The organism is Streptomyces sp. NPDC001492 (assembly GCF_053597275.1).
The window spans coordinates 84,479-104,581 of record NZ_JBSFHW010000019.1; the positions used below are offsets into that span (position 1 = coordinate 84,479).

General features: G+C 69.1%; 20 protein-coding genes and 1 pseudogene. 11 read left to right on the forward strand and 10 right to left on the reverse strand.

Features of this window, described 5'->3' with window-relative positions:
* The first annotated feature begins 216 nt into the window (after positions 1–216).
* The 6 genes from ACWC1K_RS24015 (at position 217) to ACWC1K_RS24040 (ending at position 2,679) form a co-directional block, all read left to right on the forward strand.
* On the forward strand, positions 217–465 hold the full coding sequence (locus ACWC1K_RS24015) for a hypothetical protein (RefSeq protein ID WP_450834094.1): 249 nt from the start codon (positions 217–219) through the stop codon (positions 463–465).
* Positions 466–678: 213 nt separating this feature from the next.
* The gene (locus ACWC1K_RS24020) at positions 679–1,206 is read left to right on the forward strand and encodes a hypothetical protein (protein ID WP_450834095.1); all 528 of its coding nucleotides are present in this window, start codon (positions 679–681) and stop codon (positions 1,204–1,206) included.
* Between the two features lie 255 nt (positions 1,207–1,461).
* A complete protein-coding gene (locus tag ACWC1K_RS24025) occupies positions 1,462–1,755 on the forward strand; it encodes a hypothetical protein (RefSeq protein ID WP_450834097.1) in 294 nt (97 codons plus the stop codon).
* Between the two features lie 13 nt (positions 1,756–1,768).
* On the forward strand, positions 1,769–2,047 hold the full coding sequence (locus ACWC1K_RS24030) for an HNH endonuclease (RefSeq protein WP_450834099.1): 279 nt from the start codon (positions 1,769–1,771) through the stop codon (positions 2,045–2,047).
* A gap of 45 nt (positions 2,048–2,092) precedes the next feature.
* Positions 2,093–2,497, forward strand: a complete 405-nt coding sequence (locus ACWC1K_RS24035) for a hypothetical protein (RefSeq protein WP_450834101.1) — start codon at positions 2,093–2,095, stop codon at positions 2,495–2,497.
* Entirely contained in the window at positions 2,494–2,679 is a 186-nt protein-coding gene (locus tag ACWC1K_RS24040; RefSeq protein WP_450834103.1) for a hypothetical protein, read from the forward strand. The genes ACWC1K_RS24035 and ACWC1K_RS24040 overlap by 4 nt, the downstream gene beginning before the upstream one ends.
* A gap of 214 nt (positions 2,680–2,893) precedes the next feature.
* On the opposite strand, the gene ACWC1K_RS24045 is transcribed toward ACWC1K_RS24040, so the two are convergent.
* The 4 genes from ACWC1K_RS24045 to ACWC1K_RS24060 form a co-directional block, all read right to left on the reverse strand.
* Positions 2,894–6,145, reverse strand: coding sequence for a tetratricopeptide repeat protein (locus tag ACWC1K_RS24045; RefSeq protein ID WP_450834105.1), 3,252 nt, complete (start codon positions 6,143–6,145; stop codon positions 2,894–2,896).
* 21 nt (positions 6,146–6,166) lie between these two features.
* Complete coding sequence (locus tag ACWC1K_RS24050; RefSeq protein WP_450834107.1) at positions 6,167–6,454, reverse strand: trypco2 family protein; 288 nt, start codon at positions 6,452–6,454, stop codon at positions 6,167–6,169.
* A 591-nt stretch (positions 6,455–7,045) separates the two neighbouring features.
* Positions 7,046–7,684, reverse strand: coding sequence for a hypothetical protein (locus tag ACWC1K_RS24055; RefSeq protein ID WP_450834109.1), 639 nt, complete (start codon positions 7,682–7,684; stop codon positions 7,046–7,048).
* Positions 7,685–7,882: 198 nt separating this feature from the next.
* On the reverse strand, positions 7,883–9,907 hold the full coding sequence (locus ACWC1K_RS24060; RefSeq protein ID WP_450834110.1) for an NACHT domain-containing protein: 2,025 nt from the start codon (positions 9,905–9,907) through the stop codon (positions 7,883–7,885).
* A 291-nt stretch (positions 9,908–10,198) separates the two neighbouring features.
* On the opposite strand from ACWC1K_RS24060, the gene fxsT reads away from it, so the two are divergent.
* Positions 10,199–13,015, forward strand: coding sequence for an FxSxx-COOH system tetratricopeptide repeat protein (fxsT, locus tag ACWC1K_RS24065; RefSeq protein WP_450834112.1), 2,817 nt, complete (start codon positions 10,199–10,201; stop codon positions 13,013–13,015).
* Between the two features lie 408 nt (positions 13,016–13,423).
* Here the strand turns inward: fxsT and ACWC1K_RS24070 are convergent, their stop codons facing one another.
* Positions 13,424–14,194: a transposase gene (locus ACWC1K_RS24070; RefSeq protein ID WP_450834113.1), complete on the reverse strand. Its 771-nt coding sequence runs from the start codon at positions 14,192–14,194 to the stop codon at positions 13,424–13,426.
* A gap of 282 nt (positions 14,195–14,476) precedes the next feature.
* Between ACWC1K_RS24070 and ACWC1K_RS24075 the strand changes: the two are divergent.
* Both ACWC1K_RS24075 and ACWC1K_RS24080 read left to right on the forward strand, forming a co-directional pair.
* Positions 14,477–14,677, forward strand: a pseudogene (locus ACWC1K_RS24075) (site-specific integrase); the annotation flags it as partial.
* A gap of 157 nt (positions 14,678–14,834) precedes the next feature.
* Positions 14,835–15,284 carry a GNAT family N-acetyltransferase gene (locus ACWC1K_RS24080; RefSeq protein WP_450834115.1) on the forward strand — a complete coding sequence of 150 codons (450 nt, stop codon included), beginning with the start codon at positions 14,835–14,837 and terminating at the stop codon, positions 15,282–15,284.
* Positions 15,285–15,311: 27 nt separating this feature from the next.
* On the opposite strand, the gene ACWC1K_RS24085 is transcribed toward ACWC1K_RS24080, so the two are convergent.
* Positions 15,312–15,446, reverse strand: a complete 135-nt coding sequence (locus tag ACWC1K_RS24085; RefSeq protein ID WP_450834117.1) for a hypothetical protein — start codon at positions 15,444–15,446, stop codon at positions 15,312–15,314.
* A 139-nt stretch (positions 15,447–15,585) separates the two neighbouring features.
* Here ACWC1K_RS24085 and ACWC1K_RS24090 point away from each other — a divergent pair, with 139 nt between their 5' ends.
* Complete coding sequence (locus tag ACWC1K_RS24090; protein WP_450834119.1) at positions 15,586–16,200, forward strand: class I SAM-dependent methyltransferase; 615 nt, start codon at positions 15,586–15,588, stop codon at positions 16,198–16,200.
* A gap of 4 nt (positions 16,201–16,204) precedes the next feature.
* Here ACWC1K_RS24090 and ACWC1K_RS24095 read toward each other — a convergent pair whose 3' ends face one another.
* Both ACWC1K_RS24095 and ACWC1K_RS24100 read right to left on the reverse strand, forming a co-directional pair.
* Positions 16,205–16,705 carry a DUF402 domain-containing protein gene (locus tag ACWC1K_RS24095; RefSeq protein ID WP_450834121.1) on the reverse strand — a complete coding sequence of 167 codons (501 nt, stop codon included), beginning with the start codon at positions 16,703–16,705 and terminating at the stop codon, positions 16,205–16,207.
* Positions 16,686–17,618, reverse strand: coding sequence for an N-acetyltransferase family protein (locus ACWC1K_RS24100; RefSeq protein WP_450834123.1), 933 nt, complete (start codon positions 17,616–17,618; stop codon positions 16,686–16,688). The genes ACWC1K_RS24095 and ACWC1K_RS24100 overlap by 20 nt, the downstream gene beginning before the upstream one ends.
* Positions 17,619–17,689: 71 nt before the next feature.
* Between ACWC1K_RS24100 and ACWC1K_RS24105 the strand changes: the two genes are divergently transcribed.
* The gene (locus ACWC1K_RS24105) at positions 17,690–18,058 is read left to right on the forward strand and encodes a GntR family transcriptional regulator (RefSeq protein WP_450834124.1); all 369 of its coding nucleotides are present in this window, start codon (positions 17,690–17,692) and stop codon (positions 18,056–18,058) included.
* A 136-nt stretch (positions 18,059–18,194) separates the two neighbouring features.
* Here ACWC1K_RS24105 and ACWC1K_RS24110 read toward each other — a convergent pair whose 3' ends face one another.
* Both ACWC1K_RS24110 and ACWC1K_RS24115 read right to left on the reverse strand, forming a co-directional pair.
* A complete protein-coding gene (locus ACWC1K_RS24110) occupies positions 18,195–18,965 on the reverse strand; it encodes a DUF72 domain-containing protein (protein WP_450834126.1) in 771 nt (256 codons plus the stop codon).
* 23 nt (positions 18,966–18,988) lie between these two features.
* Positions 18,989–20,083 carry a DUF5925 domain-containing protein gene (locus tag ACWC1K_RS24115; protein ID WP_450834128.1) on the reverse strand — a complete coding sequence of 365 codons (1,095 nt, stop codon included), beginning with the start codon at positions 20,081–20,083 and terminating at the stop codon, positions 18,989–18,991.
* Between the last annotated feature and the right edge of the window lie 20 nt (positions 20,084–20,103).

A 20,103-nucleotide genomic window follows, 5' to 3' on the forward strand; every position in this document is an offset into this window, starting at 1 on the left:
AGATCCTTATGGTGCCGTTAAGGCAGGACTAATTGAGGGCTCAGGAAGGCGAGGGGGAACGTCCGGACTCACCTGCGCCCGAACCTCGCCGCCGTCCGTGTCAGTCCGTGTTAGTCCGTACCCGGATGCCTCGGTTGGCTCCCGGATTGGCTCCCGGTGGCGCCTACGTTCCTCCGAACTCGACGTCGACGCCGTCCGGGCCCGCTCCTGGAGGTCATGGGGGACGGCAAGGCGGTGCACCTGCGGACTGTCCTCGCCCACCTCCAGCAGCACCCCACGACCGCGGCCCGCACGGCCGCCTGGACGGTGGGTGATCTGCGCGCCCGTTTGGAGGCCCTGGGCATCCCTGTTCAGCCCGAGGAGGCGCACGGCGTGAGCCCGACGAGGGGTGTCCGCTGGGAAGATCTGGCCCCTTCCCCGGCACATGCCGGGGAGACGTCTACCGACGCGTCTACCGCCGCCTGACCTGCACGTCTACCGACTCGTCTACCGTCGTGTACTGGCTCATCTACGGTCGGATCTCCGCGCGTTCACGGGTGGACGCACGTCGGAGTTAATCACCATTGGGTGAATCTCTCCGATCCGAGGCAACCACACGCCGCATTTACAAGTCGCACACTCCGCATTCAGCAAAGTACGTCCCAGGGGGGATCAATGGCCAGCCCGACACCGCCACCCATGCCCGACTTCCCGCCGCCCCCGCCGGCACCGAAGAAGTCACGCACCAACCTCGTCATTATCGGCTCAGCCTCCGCCGTCATCGCTGCCGTCGTGGCCACGGGTGTCGTAGTCGTGCAGTCCAGAGACGACGGCAGCAAGCCAGCCGCGACCACCAAGTCGAGCGCGCCCGCCAACGAGGCCGCGACCGCAGCCGATCCGGACACCGCACCGACGTACGCCGAGCTCGACACCGACAGCTTCACAATGACGCTGAAGACCAAGGCACGGCAGTGCTTCGGGTCCGCAGGTTGCAATCTGACGGTCGAGCCGGACCTGACGCTCCTGGTCGACAGTGCGGACATCGATCCGGACGCAATGTATGAGATCACCTACGAGATCCACGGTGACGAGTCCGGGCCGGTCGTCGAGACGGCGGAGCTGTCCGACCAGACGAGCCTGAACTACACGCCGTCCGTGATCACCACCGTTTCGGCGAGCACGAAGGTATCCGTGGAGATCACCGACGTCGCAGCCCAGGGGGGATGAGGCAGCGCGAACGGCAGCCTCGGCGTCGGCTGACCCGTAGTTGCATCCTGACCGATCATGCAGGGCCCTGGCCTCAGGGCCGGCGTGCCCGGACACAACAGTCACAGACGCACGACGAAGCCCCGGCCAGCACTCCTCCGGTCGGGGCTTTGTCGCGTCCAAGCGACCCAGACGTCACAACACGGCCACACGGCCCCCGCGATGCCCCCACAGCGCGCATGATGCCCCCTCAGTACCAGAACGTTCGGGGGGACCATGAAGACCCGCACCACTGCCTGTATCGTCCTGCTCGCCCTCGCAGTGGCCCTGACCGCCTGCAGCAGCGCGGACAGCAGCAACGCCGACCCAGCCGCCTGCAAGGCCGCCATGACCAAGCAGTTCAAGGACGCCATCGCCGCCGGCGACAACGCCACACCCGGCACCCGTCCCGCTGCCTGCAACGGCGTCGACGACAAGACCGTCCAGAAGTACGCCGCCGAGATCATGCAGAAGGAGATCGGGGACGCCGTCGACAAGGGCCTCAAGGGCCTGGAGACCGCCCAGCCGTAAGGAGGTGGCGCCCGTGGCCAGCAACCCGCGCAACGGGCGCCCCTGCCGTCGCCTCGTCACCGCACAGAAAGCCCTCGGCTTGCCCTGCTGGCGTTGCGGCCACAACATCCCGCCAGACGTCGACGGCCGCCGTCACCGGCTCGCCTTCATCCTCGACCACTACGTCCCACTGTCGAAGGGCGGCAGTCTCCTCGACCCCGAGAACGCCCGCTCGGCCCACCGGCGTTGCAACAGCGCCCGCGGCAACCGCACCACGAGCAATCAACCTCAGCGAGCTTCACGGATCTGGTGAATGCGAATGCGGTGACTCCACGCCCGGGCCGGGTAGCACTACGCAATGGAGGAGACCGAGGAACATGAACGCCAGGCGGCAGACAACAGGATCTGGGAGCACCTCCTTCACGAGGACAACATCCGCTACCAGCAGGGGAATCTCTTCCTGGTCGCGCTGTCACTCTTGGCGGTGGCCTACAGCACAATACTGACCGCTGGCGACAAGAATCTGGCTGCCGCACGCGTGATCGCTGCATTCGGAATCGCGTCCACGTTGATCTGGCTGTACATAGGGCACCGTCACCTGCTGTATTGGCGAGCCATACGACTTCGCACACGTCAGAGGCTCCCGGACTACGACGAAACGCTCAGGACATGCATGCCCCGGGGGCGCTCCCTGGTGCTCATCGTCTACGCACTACCGGGGCTTTCCGCCATTATGTGGCTGCTCCTACTCTTGATCGCTTGAGGAACGTCGTGCTCTACGTCGTCCCCGGTCCGCCGACCGCAGGCAAGTCCAGCTGGATCGACGCACGCGCCAAGCCCACCGACATCGTTATCGACCTGGACCGCATCACCCGCGCCCTCGCCGGGCCCGGCGCTCCCCAGTGGATCGCCTTCGACGGCCGACTGAGCCCAAGCAACCGCTGACCACTCAACAACCAAGATCAGCCGTTAAGTTGACACTCCCCGCCGCGATGACGGGCTTCGGCGCTGGCCAGCTTCTCGGTGGCCTTCGATGGTCGTTTTCCTTGCAGATGGAGTGGACCGACAGATTTACAGTGGGCTGCTCCGGCCCCGCGTAGCTTGCAGTGATTCCTGGCGACTTCATCATGGGGGGAGATCTGGGGGACGGACCTCAGACTCAGCCGCTGTCTATAGAGCGGGACTTCAGCCACGCCATAACCAAGAGTGACCGCTCTAGCTCTGGTACGTGCACTAGGGGTCGGAGCTTGGCGAGGGTGCGGCGGATGCCGACGGCTTCTTCGATGGTGGCCAAGCCGTCCTCGTGCCGGTCGAGGTATCCGAGCAGGATGGCGAGGTTGTTCAGGCTCAGCGCGAGGGCCGGGAAGTGCGCGTCTGGGCGGGCCTGGGCCAGAGTGCGGTAGGCAGCAACGGCTTCTTCGATGGCGGGCAGGGCGTCCTCGTGCCGGCCGAGCTCCCCGAGCCGGTTAGCGAGGTTGATCAGGCTCAGGGCGAGGTCCGGGAAGTGCGCGTCCGGGCGGGCCTGGGCCAGAGTGCGGCGGATGCCGACGGCTTCTTCGATGGCGGCCAAGGCGTCCTCGTGCCGGTCGAGGCCCGCGAGCCGGTTGGCGAGGTTGGTCAGGCTCACGGCGAGGCCGTGGAAGTACGCATCTGGGCGGGCCTGGGCCAGAGTGCGGTAGGCAGCAACGGCTTCTTCGATGGCGGCCAAGCCTTCCTCGTGCCGGTCGAGGCCCGCGAGCCGGACAGCGAGATTGTTCAGGCTCACGGCGAGGCCGTGGAAGTACGCATCTGGGCGGGCCTGGGCCAGGGTGCGGCGGATGCCGACGGCTTCTTCGATGGCGGCCAAGGCGTCCTCGTGCCGGCCGAAGTATCCGAGCAGGATGGCGAGATTGTTAAGGCTCGCGGCGAGGTAGGGAAGGAAAGCGTCCGGGCGGGCCTGGGCCAGAGAGCGGTAGGCAGCAACGCCTTCTTCCACGGCAGCCAAGGCGTCCTCGTACTGGCCGAGGTCCCCGAGCCGGTTACCGAGGGTGTTCAGGCTCACGGCGAGGTCGGGGAGGAAGGCGTCCGGGCGGGCCTGGGCAAGGGTGCGGCGGATTCTGACGGCTTCTTCGATGGCGGGCAAGGCGTCCTCGTGCTGGCCGAGGTCCCCGAGCCGGTTAGCGAGGTTGTTCAGGCTCGCGGCGAGGTGGGGGAAGTAGGTGTCCGGGCGGGCCCGGGTGAGGGTGCGGTAGGCAGCAACGGCTTCTTCGATGGCGGCCAGGCCGTCCTCGTGCCGGCCGAGCTCCCCGAGCCGGTTAGCGAGATTGTTCAGGCTCGCGGCGAGGGCGGGGAGACGCTCTGGATCGGTGGCTGCCTGAGCGCGGTAATGCTCGACGAGTCGGCTGGTGAGCTGGGCTGACAGCTCAGCGAGGCGATGACTGGTCTCGGGCAGGGCGACATACAGGTGTTTGACGAGTTCGGTGGATGTATCTGGAGCTTTCGCGATGGTGTGCAAGGCGGCCAGCAGCGGCTGCGGGTTCTCGGTCTGGGGGACTGCCTGCACAGCCGCAGTCGCCAGGGCGTCCGGGTTCGAGACGCACAACGTGGTGAGTGCCTTGCCGAGTTCTTGGAAGGTGCGATGGCTGGTGGTGCGTGCGTAGACAGCCACCAGTTGGGCGAGCTGGGCGTCGGTGGTGCCGGGGAGGATCGTCGTGGCGAGGCTGGGGTTCTTTTGCAGGCGCCGTCCGACGTGTTGTTCGGCCAGGCGGTCCGGTTGCAGGCTGCCGAACGGTAGCTCATCGCTCCCGGGATACAAGCCGGCGATCCAGGTCCGTGTGGCGCTGATCCGGTCCGGGTCCGTGGTGCCGGTGACGTGGCGGAGCAGTGTGTCGGCCTGCGCGCGGTCGCCGGCTCCGGCCAGGAAGACTGCGGCCAGGGCGTCCTTAAGGGTCTCCAGCCGCGGTAGACCCGGGGCGTTGGCTCCGCGCTGCCAGTAACTGCCCTCGTGCGCCAGCAGGCGGTCTTCCACCGAGGGGGCCAGCGTGGCGTCCGACTGACTGGCGGTGGCGGGATCTGCGGCGTCGAGGAGATCGGCGAGCGCAAGCATCTGCAAGGTCAGGGCGTGGCCCAGCCCAGGACGGGCAGCGGGGGCGGACAACTGAGAAGCCAGAGCCAGCCAATCAGGCCGTTCCTGGCCGACGACCCGCGGCAGGTGTCCGGCGAAGGCTGTCACCGCCTGCCGGTAGGCCTCCGCCCACTCCTTGGGATCGGGCTGGAGCGGGGAGAGCGGGATGGTGACCGCCGCGCCGAGCAGCTCCTGTGCCAACCCCCTTGCCTGCAGGTCCTCCCACCAGTCGCCGGCGGTGCGCGCCAGCAGCAGGACCTTGAACGGCGCGCCCCCTTCGTGGCGTGAGGCGGCCTCCCACACGTGCGTCAGCTGCTCGGTACGGGTCTCGGCATAGTCGACCACCAGCAACAACGGAACCGAGGATGCATTGAGGGCCACGATATCGCCGTCGGCGGCTGCGGCCCTCAGCCACATTGTCGCCCACCCGGCGGCCTCCAGCCGTGCGGATAGCTCGTGCGCCAGGCGGGTCTTGCCCTGCCCGGCCGGCCCTGTGATCAATCGGGCGTCGAAGCCAACCTGGTCGCACCAGCCTTCCAGCTCCCGCAGCAGCTGACGACGGCCGTGGAAGGCCACCACCTGGCGGTCGGCGCGCAGCAGCGCTGCCGGCGACTTCGCAGGCCCGGTATAGGCCGACTCGGCCAGGTGCTGCCATTCCACCGGCTCCAGCCGCGGAACCGGGCCGTACCCGCCTTCCTGCAGGGCCTGACGGAACTCAGGATCGGCCAGCAGTACATGTGCCGGCACCGCTTCCAGCTGTCCATGGCGCCAGCCCCTGGGTGCGACGGCGAGGACACCTACCAGCAGGTCGCCGCAAAATAGCGCGGCGCCGGATATCCCGCCCCAGGGCGATGCGTCGTCCTCCAGCTGCTCCGGGGGCTGGCCCTCGACCTGCATCACATAGCGCTCGCCGGCCGCGCGCAGGGCGGCTGTCACCCTCCCGAACGGATGCCAGGACAGCTCTGGGCTGCCCTGGCGCTGCACCGCCTGCGGATATCCCCAGCTTTCGCAGGCAACGCCCGGGGTGTGGGTGACCAGCCGACCCCAGCGAGGTGGCGTGCCGTTAACTGGTACCCAGGCCTCGTCGGCAATGTAGAGCAGCGCTGCGTCATCGGCTTTCTCCGGGGTGCCGCGCCAGACGACCTTCGCGCGGTACTCATCCTGCGGCTTGTGCGTCGGCAACTGCACGGAGACCTCGCCGCCCACGCTGGGGGTGCAGTGCGCGGAGGCCAGTACCAACCGCGGGCCGATCGCATATCCGGACCCCAAAGCGGGCCCGGCCACATACACCACCCGACGCTCATCCACGCCAGACCCCCGTCAGCCGACTCAGCCCCGCGTCCGGCCCACCGTCCAGTCGCCCCCGCCACGTTGCCGCGGCTGCAGCGAGATCGTCACCCGGTGCGTCCGCCCCTGTTCCAGGGCACCCCGTGCCTCACCGCTCACCACCCATGCCTTGAAGCCTGCCTTGGCCTCCGCGCTCTTGCGCAACTCCACTGCGAACTCCAGTTCCACCGCACCGACCTTGAACTCCACGTCCTGCCCGGCACCGCGCGCGGCTGCCTCCAGCAGCTCATCACGCAACGCCGCGACGGCATCCGCCAGTTCGATCTCCATCCCCGCTACCTCCTCCGCACCAATAATGGTGCTCCCCCGGGCCGCCCGCGTGGCAACCAACAGGCCGCCTGTGAGGTTGGCACAACCAGTTCGCGCCTGCGGGTGATTCCACTTTTTCGCGGAACCTGCTGCAAACCAAGTGCCGAGCTCCACGTATGTAGGTGGCACTCGTGACGTGGTTGCTTTCCAGAGGACCTCGCGGCAGACGGGTGGACGCCCCTCACTCACCCATCGCGAGCAAGATCGACCAATATCGACACACCTTGCTCCCCCGAGGACACAACGGTCTACGACCGTCTCAAGGAGGCCCCGTTGGCAGACTTACTGCGGGCTCCCTGCACCGTCTGCGACTTGTGGGTTTTTCTACGGCCACCGTCGCTGGGGGACGCATGGGGGGACAGCGTCTCACCGTGAGCCCAAATTGACTCTCAGGGGGCTGGCGCGCTGAATGCCAACGAAAAGTAAGGCCTGACGAGGTCAACACCAGCGACCAGGCTTCCAGGGAGCGGGGGGTGCGGTGGACGACCGTAAAACCACCCCAGACGCCATTGAGACCGTCACAGTGGCGCTCCACGCCTCCCGGCCGATGCATTACGGCGTCAATCCGTGTTGCGCGAAGAACCGCTCCCATGCGGACTTACAACGCCGAGCCAGGTCGAGAGCGTCTTCAGTACCGGTCGAACCACTCGGCGTTGACCACTTGATCTCGGCTCGCACTCCTTGCCCACCATGAACCCGGCAGATCCTCGCGGTGATCGGATCTTGCCTGCTGCTGCGAGCCCTCGTGTGATGCTTCGTCGTTTGAGCCATGCCGTCGCACAGCTTCAGATCCGGGTCCGCCTTGACGTGGTTCATGGCGTCAGGTTTGCCTGCTTGCTCCCGCAGCCAGTCGGCTAGCTCACAGCAGTCCTTGAAGAAGGTTTCGACTTGACGACGCACGACCTCGTTATCAAGGTCCCTTTGTTGGTAGGTCACTTGAAGGGCGTCCAGGCCGGTGTTGACGTCGCTCCACTTCTGTTGCCACGGCCTCACCGGGTTGTAACCGATGGTCGCCGAGGCCGTGAAAGTCGCGGTGACTAACAGCGCGGCTTCTGCGTACGCCGTCGCGCTGCGCCGGTCGCCACCACAGCTTGGGCGTAGCTGCCCAACGGGCGTCTCGTCCAGATTGGTGCCACAGTCCGCGCAGCTCATCACGGTTGGAGTGTATTGCCGCGCGGCCAGACGGCCCACGCCTTTTGCGTAGGGCTCCTGGATCCACGACCTCTTCATCCCGAATTAGGCCCTGGAAGATCGCCGACCTGGGGCTCATGCCAAAGATGCAGGTCAGAGCGTCGGGATGTGTCGGTCTCCGGTGGTACTGCATAGCCGCTATCGCAAGATCATCTCCAGGTTTTCTCCATGGAGGTATGGCACGGCTGCCTGCGGCTGTCAGGGAGTGGGGTGTGCGGCGAGCCAATCCTGGAGTTCCCGGTGGCGGAACTGGTAGGCCACGCCGGAGATCCGCAGGAGTCCGGCCTCGTAGGCCCAGTTCAGGAAGGTGCCCAGGCGCCAGGGCAGTCGGCCCCGGACGCAGCAGAGGAAGACCAGGTAGCGGCGTCCGGCCCCAGCGATCCAGTACTGCCCGCTGAGCCCGAGCCCGATCCCGACCGCGAGCCCGAAGCCGAGCCCGAGCCCGTACGCGAGCTCGCCCACGAGCCCGTACGCGAGCCCGCACGCGAACCCGACCGCGAGCGTGAGCGCGAGCCCGAACATGAGGTCGTCCCGCACCGGCTGGCGCGGGTCTGTCGGTGGCACGTCTTTCAGGGGTGCCACGATCCCGCCCGCAAACCCGAGCCCGAGCCCGAGTGTGGTCCCGAGCACGATCCCGAACGTTAGCCCGAGCACGAGCCCGAGCACGATCCCGCCCCCGACCCCGAACCCGATCCCGAGCGTGAGCCCGAGCACGAGCCGACGGCGCCGGGGTGCGCTGTGCAGCCGGAGCTGGAATGTTTGAGGCTCCGGGACGCCGGGGCGACTGGCCCGCCAGACGGTTGCTAGGGCAAGCAACGCGGGTTCGGCGGCGCCGATCAGTTGGTGGTTTGAGAAGCCGATAGGGGCTTGGGTCAGGGCCAGAGCGGTGAAGGCGAGGGCGAGGAGGATGGCGAGCAGAGTGTCGGCGGTGCGGACACGGCGGGGACCGGCCAGGGGCCACAACTGGTGGAGCACGAGATCGGTGCCGGTCGCGGTGGATGCCGGTGTGGTGGCGGAGAGGTGGGTGGCGAGCGCGGCGAGCCAGTGGTGGGCCTGGTCGGGCTGGTAGCGGTTGGGGCGGGTGGGGTGCTGGTGGGCGGCCGCGGGCAGGTAGCGGGCGAGGAGGTGGTCGCGGACCGCGCTGGGGGAGCCCAGGGTGAGCAGGTGGTCTGGTTCACGGAGGTAGGCGAGGGTGTCGGGGTGGCGTTCTTCGTAGGCGGTAGCGGCCAGGTTGAGGCGCCAGGGGGTAGCAAGGGCACGGGCCAGCGTGCCGCTGGGCGCGGTCGTGAGCGTGTCGATGACCGGCCTCCAGCGGTCGGGACTGGTGCTGCGGGCAGTGAGATACGCGGCGGCCTGGCCGGGAGCGACGGGGTCGAGCTGGATGCGGGCGGCCTCACGCATCCGTAAGTCCAGGGCGGCCAGGTCCTCGTACTGGATGGTGCGGCAGGTGAGGATGACCGGGGCGCTGCCGACGGGGTCCTGGTAATCGTTGAGTTTCTGCACGGCTTGCACGGCGCGACGGCGGCCGGCCGGAGTGCCGTCGGTGTCCATCTCGTCCAGGCCGTCCAGGACCGGCACGACGCGGTGCCTGTCTACCAGCGCAGCCGCGTCGGCGAGGGTGATGCCCTGGTCCCGGAACTGCTGATGGACCTGCTGGGCGAGCCATTCTTGCAGCGGGCGGTCGGTGTCCCAGCCGGCCAGGGAGAAACGGACCGGGACAGGGTCGGTATCGGCGCGGCCCGGGTGGGCCAGCAAGCCGAGGAGGAGATCCACTGCGAGCAGGGTTTTGCCCGCGCCCGGTTCGCCGGTGATGGCCAGCCGGGCGGGACGCAGCCCCTGGTAGTAGCCGACGATGCCAGCGAGATGGCCGTATGGGGCGGCGCCAGCGGCGTTGTTGGCGGGCTCGAGGTGCTGGTGGAAGGCCAGGTCGATGCGATGAGCGCCAGGCCCGATCAGCTGGGCACGCTGCCGGGTCTCAGCCACGGCCACGACCGCGGCCAACGTTTTCGTCTTTGCGTCGATGTCCGCCCCGGCCTCACGGCGATCGTCACGGTAAGCAGCCCACGCCAGGTAGGCACCCGGCACGGTGGGGGCTAAAGCGATCAGCGTGGCGGACATCCGCGCCACCTCAAACTGCTTCGACAGCCACAACGCCAACACCACGGTCGTGAACTGCAGAACCATGTAGATGACGGCTACCCGACGAGTCCGAGATCGCTGCATGGAACGCATGGTCGCCAGCCCGCCGAGCAACAGGCAGACGATCGTCACGTTCGGTGCCGAATTGCAACAGGCCGTCACATGCCAGCTCTCTGGCGGGCCGCGGGCCAACGGCCGTTCCGAGTAACCGTCCGCTCGGGCACCCCGGCGGCGGTGTTCGACGCGAGGTCGGTGCAGCGCCACGACCCACCCTCGGCAGCCTTCACACGTGGGGATGGGTGAACGGGGGTTGGTCGGGGGTGGGGGGTTCTAGGCTCGGAGGTTCAGTGTGGTGGCTGGACTCGGGGGATGAGGATGGGCGGCGTTGAGGCGTCTGACGGGGCGTGGTTCATCAGTCATGCGGGGGCGGATCGGGCCTGGGCGGAGTGGATCGCGTGGCAGTTGCTCGATGCCGGGTTCCAAGTGGACTTGGATTACTGGGACTGGGGTGCGGGGGACAACTTCGTCCTGAAGATGAACGCCGCGTTGGAGCGGGGGCGTTTTCTGGCGTTGTTCTCCCCGGCCTACTTCGATCCGGACCGGTTCACCACACCCGAGTGGACCGCCGCCGTGGCGATGAAGGAGAAGATCACCCCGGTTCGTGTGGCGAAGGTCGTTGCGCCGGCGATCCTGCGCCCTCTGATCGTCCGGAACCTGTTCGGCCTGGGTGAGGAGGCCGCCCGCCAGGCGCTGTTGGGGGCGGTCAACGGGCCGCGGCGGCCGGCCGGTCCGCCGGCTTTCCCCGGGGCGCTGCGGCAGCTGGGTGGCAGCGGGCCCCGGCTGCCCGGGTCGCTGCCGCGGGTGTGGAACCTGCCCGCCCGCAACGCCTCTTTCACCGGCCGGGGCAGCCTCCTGGTCCGGCTGCGGCAGATACTGGCGGCCGACAGCCGGGTGGCCGTGCAGGCGCTGCACGGACGGGGCGGGGTCGGCAAGACCCAGTTGGCCGTCGAATACGCGCACCGCTTCGCCGGCGAGTACGAACTTGCCTGGTGGATCGCGGCGGAGGATCCCGCGCTCATCCCCGACCAGCTCGCCCAGCTCGCCACCCGCATCGGCGCCGCACCCGTCGGGGCACCCTCCGCCGAGGCCGTGGACGCGCTGCTGGGTGAGCTGCGCACTCGCTCGCGCTGGCTGCTGGTCTTCGACAACATCGAAGACCCCGCGGTCCTGGCCACCTACCTGCCGGGCGGGGGCGGCCATGTGCTGCTGACCTCCCGCAACCCGCACTGGCACACCCACGCCAGCCCGCTGAATGTCGACGTCTTCAGCCGTGCCGAGTCCCTCGCCCTGCTCCAATCTCACGGCGCCGTCCTGGACGAGAGCGACGCCGATCACCTCGCCCATACCCTCGACGACCTTCCGCTCGCCCTCGCCCAGGCCGCCGCTCTGCTCACCGACGGTCTGTCCGCCGCCGACCTGAGCGCCGAGCTGGCCCGCAGCACGGCCGCGGTGCTGGCCGAGGGCCGGCTGGTCGGCTATCCCGTCTCGCTGGCCGCGCAGGTGCGTCTGACCACCACCCGCCTGGAGTCGGACCACCCCGGCGCGGCCGCCCTGCTGGCCGCCCTGGCCCTGCTGGCTCCGGAACCCTTCCCCGTCACCACCTGCGCCGGCCGCCTCCCCGACGTCGCCTCCGCACCTCTGACGGATGCGCTGGCCAGCCGACTGGCAAGCAGTACAGCGCTGCATGCCATCACCCGGCACGGCCTGGCCCGGGTCCAGGACGGCACCATCCAGCTCCACCGCCTCACCCAGACCGTCCTGGGCGACCAGCTCACCCCCCGCCAACGCCGGCAGGCGGGCCAGGACGCCGAAGCCCTCCTGACCGCGGCCGCTCCCGGGTACGTCGGCCGGCCCTCGACATGGCCCGCCTGGCAGGTGCTGCTGCCCCACCTCCTCGCCGTGGACCCCGCCCTCCTCACCACGAACGCGGGGCGGGGCGTGGTCCGCAACGCCTGCTGGTACCTGATGGACCGCGGCCAGACCCGCACCGCCCGAGACCGCCTCCAACAGCTGCACGACGCCTGCTTCCGGCAACTCGGCCCCGACCACGAAGACACCCTCTGGGCTGCCCACTACCTCGCACGCGCCTACGACGAAACCCAGGACCACGCGCGTGCCCGCGCCCTGGACGAGGACACCCTCCAGCGCCGCCGCCGCCTCCTGGGCGAAGACCACCGCGACACCCTGATCATCGCCTCCAACCTGACCAATCGGCTGGCGGCGCTGGGGAAGACGGAGGAGGCCCGCGCCCTGGGCGAGGACACCTTGACCCGGCAGCGGCAGGTCCTGGGCGAAGACCACCCCGACACCCTGCGCACCGCCTCCAACCTGGCCACCGATCTGGCGGCGCTGGGGAAGACGGAGGAGGCCCGCGCCCTGGGCGAGGACACCCTGGCCCGGCAGCGGCAGGTCCTGGGCGAAGACCACCCCAACACCCTGATCACCGCCTCCAACCTGGCCATCTGGCTGGCGGCGCTGGGGCAGACCCAAGAGGCTCGCGCCCTGGGCGAGGACACCTTGACCCGGCAGCGGCAGGTCCTGGGCGAAGACCACCCCAACACCCTGATCACCGCCTCCAGCCTGGCCATCTGGCTGGCGGCGCTGGGGCAGACGGAGGAGGCTCGCGCCCTGGGCGAGGACACCTTGACCCGGCGCCGGCAGGTCCTGGGCGAAGACCACCCCAACACCCTGATCACTGCCTCCAGCCTGGCCATCTGGCTGTCGGGGCTGGGGCAGACGGAGGAGGCTCGCGCCCTGGGCGAGGACACCTTGACCCGGCAGCGGCAGGTCCTGGGCGAAGACCACCCCGACACCCTGCGCAGCGCCTCCAACCTGGCCATCTGGCTGGCGGCGCTGGGGCAGACGGAGGAGGCCCGCTCCCTGGGCGAGGACACCCTGACCCGGCGCCGACAGGTCCTGGGCGAAGACCACCCCAACACCCTGATCACTGCCTCCAATCTGGCTGCCTGGCTGGCGGAGCTGGGGCGGACCGAAGAGGCACGCGCCCTGGGCGAGGACACCTTGACCCGGCAGCGGCAGGTCCTGGGCGAAGACCACCCCAACACCCTGATCACCGCCAGGTTCTTGAAGCGGTTGGATGAGCCGCGAGAGGATCCCGGCATCAGGAAGTGATCAGCCAGCGGATCGCGGATCCCCAAATTACGAGTTGTCCGATATTGGTCTATGGCCGTCCACGGAGCCACAAGACAGGCATCGCCCCCGCTCAGCTGGGGTTCTCGACCTGAGACGGACACCTACGGACGTGCCTGGAATCGGCCCTGATTGAGACCGCCTTCATCCGTCGCCGTCGCCGGAGCGTCATGCCATAGTGGCCGCGGATCAGGACGCCGTCGCGAGCTACTGGACGGCGGCCCATTTACAGCGGGCCGATCACCAGCCATCTGGCCTGGCGATATGGCCAGTTGGCGCCCTTTCGGGGGACGTCTGGGGAATCAGAGTGCGGACCGCGAACTGGCCCCCACGCCTAAGGGTTGTCCCGTAAATGATCTACTACGTGCTCGATGACCTGTGCCTTCTTCGTCAGCCGGAGAGGGTCAGGTTGTGCAGGCGGGCGATGCCGAGCATGGCGTGGTGAACGCCGTCGCCTTTCAGGCGGCAGTCGCGGAGGATCTTCCAGGTCTTCATGCAGGCGAGGGCGTGCTCGACGCGGGCGCGGACCTTGCGGTGGGAGGTGTTGTGCTCCTCTTTCCAGGCTGGGAGCTCGACTTGGCCGCGCTCGCGGCGGTGCGGGATGACCAGACCGGTGCCCCGGTAACCGCCGTCCGCGATGACGGTGGTCTTGCCGACGGCGTCTTTCGCGCCGGACAGTTCCCATGCCTTGCAGTCGTTGCGGTTGCCGGGCAGCGGCCGGCCGACGGCGACGACGAGTCGGGAATCGGCGTCGATGACGACCTGGTGGTTGGTGGAGTACCGGTAGTTCTTGGACTGCTCGGCGATGGTGTGGTCGCGGGTGGGGACCAGGGTGCCGTCCACGATCAGCACGGTGTCCTTGCGGAACCGCTTGCGCTGCTGGAGCGCGAGCGCGGGCCCGAGGTGGTCGATGATGCGGTCGGCGGCCGACTTGGACACCCCGAACAGCGGGGCCAGTTGGCGCAGCGTCAGGTTCGTGCGCCAGTACGTGGCGACCAGGAGCACGCGGTCCTCCAGCGGCAGGATCCAGGGTCGGCCCTTGCGGACCGGGTCCGCGCCCTCACGCCGCGGAGCGGTGATCAGCTTGCCGAACTGCCGCGGGCTCAGCCCGGTGAACGGGACTATCCAGGACGGCTCCGACGCCGTGATCACACCAGACACGCCAAGATCGTGTCACCCGTGAACAGCAGCGCGGGACACGCCCTCGGATGGTGGAGGTGGGGGGTGGATACATGGCAAAATATCTCCAGTCCCGAGCTGGCTGCCGGGGCCTGTCCGACCCACCCCCCATGGCCGCGAGTCCCTCACGATCTCCGTCCGGCCCATCACACCGCACCGTATCCCGGGCCACTGACAACACGGTCGGCCTGTAGGCGAGTGCGACGGAGCACCGCCATGGCAGTCAGCTGCATCAGCCCGACAAGCAGTTGCGGGACATCCCTTAGCTTCGTGTCCGTGCTGTCGGACCACGGGATCCCGATCGAAGTCATCTCGCGCCTCGTTGGACACAACGGCAGTGGGACGACTGAGAGGGTCTACCGAAAGCAACTGCGCCCTGTCATCTCCGAAGGGGCGGAAGCCATGGATGACATCTTCGGGGAGGACCACGGCACGACCGAGGATGACTCCTCGGAAGAGCCCTGATTTCCCGCTCATGGCTCCCCGTTTGGCTCCCCAGGCCTAGAAGGGACCCCAAAGGACCGCCTCTGAACTGCGGAAATGCAGTTCAGAGGCGCCTTTGGGCTCTTATGGTGCCGTTAAGGGAGTGCTCAGCCTGGGATCAGGTAATACCGTGCGCGGCATGACCGACGAGGGGATCCGGGCGGCCGTCGCCGCCGACGTACCGGCCGTGAAGGCCGTGACCGACGCCGCCTACCACCACTACATCGAGCGCATCGGGGTGGTGCCGCAGCCCATGGAGGCCGACCACGCGGCGAACGTGGCCGCGGGGAAGGTGTTCGTGACGGGAGACCCGGTGATCGGCCTGGTCGTGCTCGAGGAGCGCGCGGACCATCTGTACCTCGACAACATCGCCGTCCACCCCGAGGCGCACGGCAGGGGCGTGGGGCGACGGCTGCTGCGGTTCGTGGACGCACGCGCGCGTGCGCTCGGACTGCCCGAGGTCAGGCTCTACACCAACGCGATGATGTGGGAGAACCAGCAGATCTATCCGAAGTTCGGCTATGAGGTCGTCGAGCGGCGGGTGGACGGTCCCTACGACCGCATCCACTACCGCAAGCGGCTGGATTGAGTTGACTGATGGGCTGGACCGGCTGTTTCAGCCGTCCGGCCACCACGTTCGTGCGATGTCCTTGCGGACCTCCGGGCGCCCGGAGGCCCCCTCGTCGGCCTCCTCGCGGACCTTGCGGGCGTCCGTCTTCCTCAGGGGCTTCTGCACGGTGGTGCGGCGCATGGCTGCCTCCTTCAGTGCCTACCGGGTTCCGCGTTCTCACGGAGGTAGACCCTTTCGGGGAGAGTGACTCATCGGTCGGGGTCTGTCTGTGGTGGCTGTCACGAATCGACTGTCAGTGGCGGGTGTCACTCTTGGGCGCATGACCAACGACAATGACGCGCTGAGCTGGGCGGCTGTGGACTGGGACGCGGAGGCCGCCTCCTTCGACGAAGAACCGGATCACGGTCTGCGCGACCCGCGGGTGCGCGACGCCTGGGCCGAGCGGCTCGGCTCCTGGCTACCGGAGCGGCCGAGCGATGTCCTCGACCTCGGCTGCGGCACCGGCAGCCTGTCGCTCCTCGCATCGGAGCAGGGACACCATGTGACCGGGGTGGACAGCTCCCCCGCGATGGTCGGCCTCGCGAGAGCCAAGCTGGCCGGTCGTGACGCGGCGTTCCTGGTCGGTGACGCGGCGGCGCCCCCGGTGGGGGAGCAGCGCTTCGACGTCGTACTCGTACGGCATCTGCTGTGGGCGCTGCCCGAGCCCGGCCGGGTCCTGCGGCACTGGCGGGAGCTGGTGCGCCCCGGAGGCCGGCTGGTGCTGGTCGAGGGCGTGTGGGGGACGGTCACGCCGGTCGGCATACCGGCCGACGTGCTCACCGGCCTCCTGGCGCCGCTCGCCGCCGAGGTGCGGCTGGAGCGGCTGTCCCAGGACGCGCGGCTGTGGGGGAAGGAGGTGACGGACGAGCGGTACGCGGTGGTGGCGCGGGTGTGAGCCCTCAGGCCAGGAGCGCGTCGAAGCCGCCCTCGCGGGCCAGCGACTCCAGCTCGTCCAGGGCGGCGACGGCGGCGGCCGCGGCCTCTGCGTCCGTCTCCGCCAGGCCGCTCTCGGCGAACTCGTCCTCGTCCAGCCGGCGTACGTCCCTGCCGTCGGCGGACCGCCACAGGTCCAGGTCGAGGTCCTCGACGACCAGTTCCGTGCCGGAGAGCGTGGCCGGGCGGGTGACGTCGCAGTACCAGCCCTTCAGGGTGCCCCCGAAGTCGCGGACCTCCTTCACGGCGTACCAGCGGTCGCGCCAGTAGTACTCCGTGAAGACGTCGCCCTTCTCGAAGCGGACGAAGCCGAAGTCGCGGACGCTGTCGCCCGCCCAGAGCGCACGGACGACGACGCGCGTGCCGTCGTCGCCGAGCAGCTCCGCCCCGTAACGGATCTTCGTCCGGCCCGCCTTGACCAAAACGACGTCCAACTGCCGTGGACTGTCAGGCAAGTTCGCGGACATAGCGAACCTCCGACGCGCAGATCTCGTATCCGAATGATTTGTTGATCGCGAGCATGGGCTCGTTCCCGGCGTCGTTGCCCGTGAGCGCCACCGTGTATCCGGCGGCGCGGGCGCGGTGCAGGGAGGCGTTCTTGACCAGCTTGGCCAGGCCGCGGCCGCGGTGGGCGCGGGCGGTGCCGGTCATGGCGGTGGCGTAGCGGCCGGTGGCGGTGTCCGTCCAGGCCACGCTGAAGGCGGCCGGTCGGCCCTCGACGAGCGCGATGGTGGTCAGCTCCCGGTTGAGCAGTGGGGCCTTCCAGCTCTCCTCGATCCAGGTCTCGTAGTCGGTGAGCTCGGCGTCGACGTCGCTCGGTTCGTCCGAGGTCGTCAGCGCATCCAGCTCGAACAGCGGACGCGGATCGTCGGCGAAGTCCGCCGCGGAGCGCAGCTCCACGCCCGGCGGCGGGGACTGGAGCGGCGGAAGCGTCCCGCCGGTCAGGTCGAGGCGGAGGAAGTGGGCGGAGCGGCTGGCGCGGTAGCCGCGCCGTTCGGCGAAGGCCCGGTTGTCGGGCTCGTCCAGGACCCAGGCGAACAGCTTGGTCGCGCCGTGCTCGGCCAGATGCTGCTCGGCCGCGCGGACCAGGAGATCGCCCGCGCCGCGGCGGGTCCGGTCCGGGTGCACATAGATGTTGAGCATGCCCTGGCCCGGCTCCGGGCTGTCGTGCGCCAGTTGCACCTGGGCGGTGCCGACGACCTCGCCGTCCTCCTCCGCGACCAGGGATCTGAAGCGGGCGTCGGGGTGGGTGCGGGCGAGGCGGTGGACGATGGCGTCCGGGGTCCACAGGATGTGCGGGAGGGCCTGATGGCGGACATGGGCGAAACCCTCGACGTCGGCCCGGTCGTCGGAGCGTAGATCGCGCACGGTCACTGTCATTGGGCGCACGCTACGGGGAAGGCGCACCCGGATGCCTCTCATTTTCGGGCCGGTGCGGGACAATCGGCAGCGTGACCTTGAAGATCCACATCGACGACAGTGCCGCGCCGTACGAGCAGGTGCGGGCGCAGATCTCCGAGCAGGCGCGGTCGGGGGTGCTGCCGGTGGGCTACCGGCTGCCGACCGTGCGGGGGCTGGCCGAGTCGCTCGGGCTCGCGGCGAACACGGTCGCCAAGGCGTACCGGGCGCTCGAGAGCGACGGGGTGATCGAGACGCGGGGGCGCAACGGTACGTTTGTCGCTGCCGCGGGCTCGGCGGCGGAGCGGGAGTTGGCCCTGGCGGCCCAGGCCTACGTCGAGCGGGCTCGGCGGCTGGCGGTGGGGGAGGAGGAGGCGGTGGCTGCCGTGCGGGATGCCCTGCGGGCGGCTTACGGGGGGTGAGCAGTGCCCTGCGGGCGGCTTACGGGGGGTGAGCAGTGCCCTGCGGGCGGCTTACGAGGAGGGGTAGGCCGTCGATCGTGCGCGGGGCCGTTGTGGTTGCTCGCGCAGTTCCCCGCGCCCCTATGGGGCGCGCTGGTCAGCGCCGGGTCGCCAGTTCCGGTGTGCGCGTTACCGTCAGCCCCGCCCTGGTCGCCGCCCGGCCGAAGGTCACCGCGTCCTTCACCGCCGCCCCTCCGGGGTCGTTGTTGAAGTACGCGTACACGTCCCGGCGGTCGGACCAGGTGGTGGCGATGCGGTCCACCCAGGTTTCCAGGGAGCGGCGGCCGTAGTGCGGCCACGGGTGGGCGCGGCCCTGGTGGAAGCGGACGTAGCCCCAGTCGGTCGTACGCCACAGCGGGGTGACGGGGCGGGCCTGGACGTCGGCCCAGCACAGGGCGGCGCCCCGGGCTTCCAGGACCTCGCGTACCTCCTTCGTCCACCAGGAGTCGTGACGCGGTTCGACCGCGACCCGGGTCGACGAGGGGAAGCAGGCCAGGCACGCGTCCAGCAGGCCCGCGTCGGCCTTCAGCGTCGGCGGGAGTTGCAGGAGCACCGGCCCCAGCCGGTCACCCAGGCCCGTCGCGTGGCTCATCAGACGGTGGACCGGCTCCTCGGGATCCTTGAGGCGCTTGATATGGGTGAGATAGCGACTCGCCTTCACCGCCACCACGAAGTCCCGCGGCACGCGCTCCCGCCACGCCTCGAAGTTCTCCCGTGTCGGCAGCCGGTAGAAAGCGTTGTTGATCTCCACCGTGGCGAAGTGCTCCGTGTACTCCTCAAGCCACAGCCGCATGGGCACATCGGCGGGGTAGAAGACCTCCCGCCAGTCCTTGTACTGCCACCCCGACGTTCCGACGAACAGGGTCATACGTTCATCAAAACACCGGTCGCCTAGAGATACAGCCCGGCGTCGGCCCCGTCCCGCGGTTCCGGCAGGGCGGTCGGCGAGGTGCCGCGGCGCAGTGCGTACAGCTCCGCCAGGGTCGCGCCCTCGCGGCCCACGCCCTCCTCGGTGCCCAGCCAGTTCACCGCCTCCGCGCGGGTCAGCTGCCCCACCTCGATACGGGCCAGACAGCGGCCCGGGCGGACCACGGCCGGGTGCAGACGCTCCAGGTCCTCGTTGGTCGTCACGCCCACCAGCACGTTGCGGCCCTGGCCGAGCAGGCCGTCGGTCAGGTTCAGCAGCCGCGACAGGGCCTGGCCCGCCGTGTGCTTGGCCTCGCCGCGGATCAGCTCGTCACAGTCCTCCAGGAGCAGCAGCCGCCAGCGGCCCTTGCCCGTCGCGTCCTCCTCGCCGATCGCGATGTCCATCAGATAGCCGACGTCGGAGAACAGGCGCTCCGGGTCGAGCACGCAGTCCACCTGGCACCAGTCCCGCCAGGAACGGGCCAGCGTGCGCAGGGCCGAGGTCTTGCCGGTGCCCGGCGGGCCGTGCAGCAGGAGCAGCCGGCCCGCGATGTCCTCCGGGGTCGTCCTCATCAGTCGGTCCATCGCGTCCGCCACCGGCGCCGTGTAGTTCTCCCGCACTTCGTCCCAGGTGCCCGCGGAGATCTGCCGGGTGGTGCGGTGCGGGCCGCGCCTCGGGGAGACGTACCAAAAGCCCATCGTCACGTTCTCCGGCTGGGGTTCGGGCTCGTCCGCCGCGCCTTCCGTCGCCTGGTCGAGGACCTTCTGCGCCAGCTCGGCGCTGGTCGCCGTCACCGTGACGTCGGCGCCGCGGTTCCAGCGGGAGATCAGCAGCGTCCAGCCCTCGCCCTCCGCCAGCGTCGCGCTGCGGTCGTCGTCACGGGCCATGCGCAGCACCCGGGCGCCCGGCGGCAGGAGTGTCGCCCCGGACCGGACCCGGTCGATGTTGGCCGCATGCGAGTACGGCTGCTCGCCCGTCGCGAAGCGGCCGAGGAACAGCGCGTCGACGACGTCGGACGGCGAGTCGCTGTCGTCGACGTTGAGCCGGATCGGCAGAGCGTCGTATGGGTTCGCAGACATGGCGTCCATGATCCGGCACC

Coding starts and splice junctions, on each gene's coding strand:
- ACWC1K_RS24115 (WP_450834128.1), bottom strand. CDS start 20,083: ATGTCTGCGAACCCATACGACGCTCTGCCGATCCGGCTCAACGTCGAC.
- ACWC1K_RS24025 (WP_450834097.1), top strand. CDS start 1,462: ATGAAGACCCGCACCACTGCCTGTATCGTCCTGCTCGCCCTCGCAGTG.
- ACWC1K_RS24015 (WP_450834094.1), top strand. CDS start 217: ATGGGGGACGGCAAGGCGGTGCACCTGCGGACTGTCCTCGCCCACCTC.
- ACWC1K_RS24020 (WP_450834095.1), top strand. CDS start 679: ATGCCCGACTTCCCGCCGCCCCCGCCGGCACCGAAGAAGTCACGCACC.
- fxsT (WP_450834112.1), top strand. CDS start 10,199: ATGGGCGGCGTTGAGGCGTCTGACGGGGCGTGGTTCATCAGTCATGCG.
- ACWC1K_RS24060 (WP_450834110.1), bottom strand. CDS start 9,907: ATGCAGCGATCTCGGACTCGTCGGGTAGCCGTCATCTACATGGTTCTG.
- ACWC1K_RS24085 (WP_450834117.1), bottom strand. CDS start 15,446: ATGCGCCGCACCACCGTGCAGAAGCCCCTGAGGAAGACGGACGCCCGC.
- ACWC1K_RS24100 (WP_450834123.1), bottom strand. CDS start 17,618: ATGACAGTGACCGTGCGCGATCTACGCTCCGACGACCGGGCCGACGTC.
- ACWC1K_RS24035 (WP_450834101.1), top strand. CDS start 2,093: ATGGAGGAGACCGAGGAACATGAACGCCAGGCGGCAGACAACAGGATC.
- ACWC1K_RS24090 (WP_450834119.1), top strand. CDS start 15,586: ATGACCAACGACAATGACGCGCTGAGCTGGGCGGCTGTGGACTGGGAC.
- ACWC1K_RS24080 (WP_450834115.1), top strand. CDS start 14,835: ATGACCGACGAGGGGATCCGGGCGGCCGTCGCCGCCGACGTACCGGCC.
- ACWC1K_RS24110 (WP_450834126.1), bottom strand. CDS start 18,965: ATGACCCTGTTCGTCGGAACGTCGGGGTGGCAGTACAAGGACTGGCGG.
- ACWC1K_RS24050 (WP_450834107.1), bottom strand. CDS start 6,454: ATGGAGATCGAACTGGCGGATGCCGTCGCGGCGTTGCGTGATGAGCTG.
- ACWC1K_RS24095 (WP_450834121.1), bottom strand. CDS start 16,705: ATGTCCGCGAACTTGCCTGACAGTCCACGGCAGTTGGACGTCGTTTTG.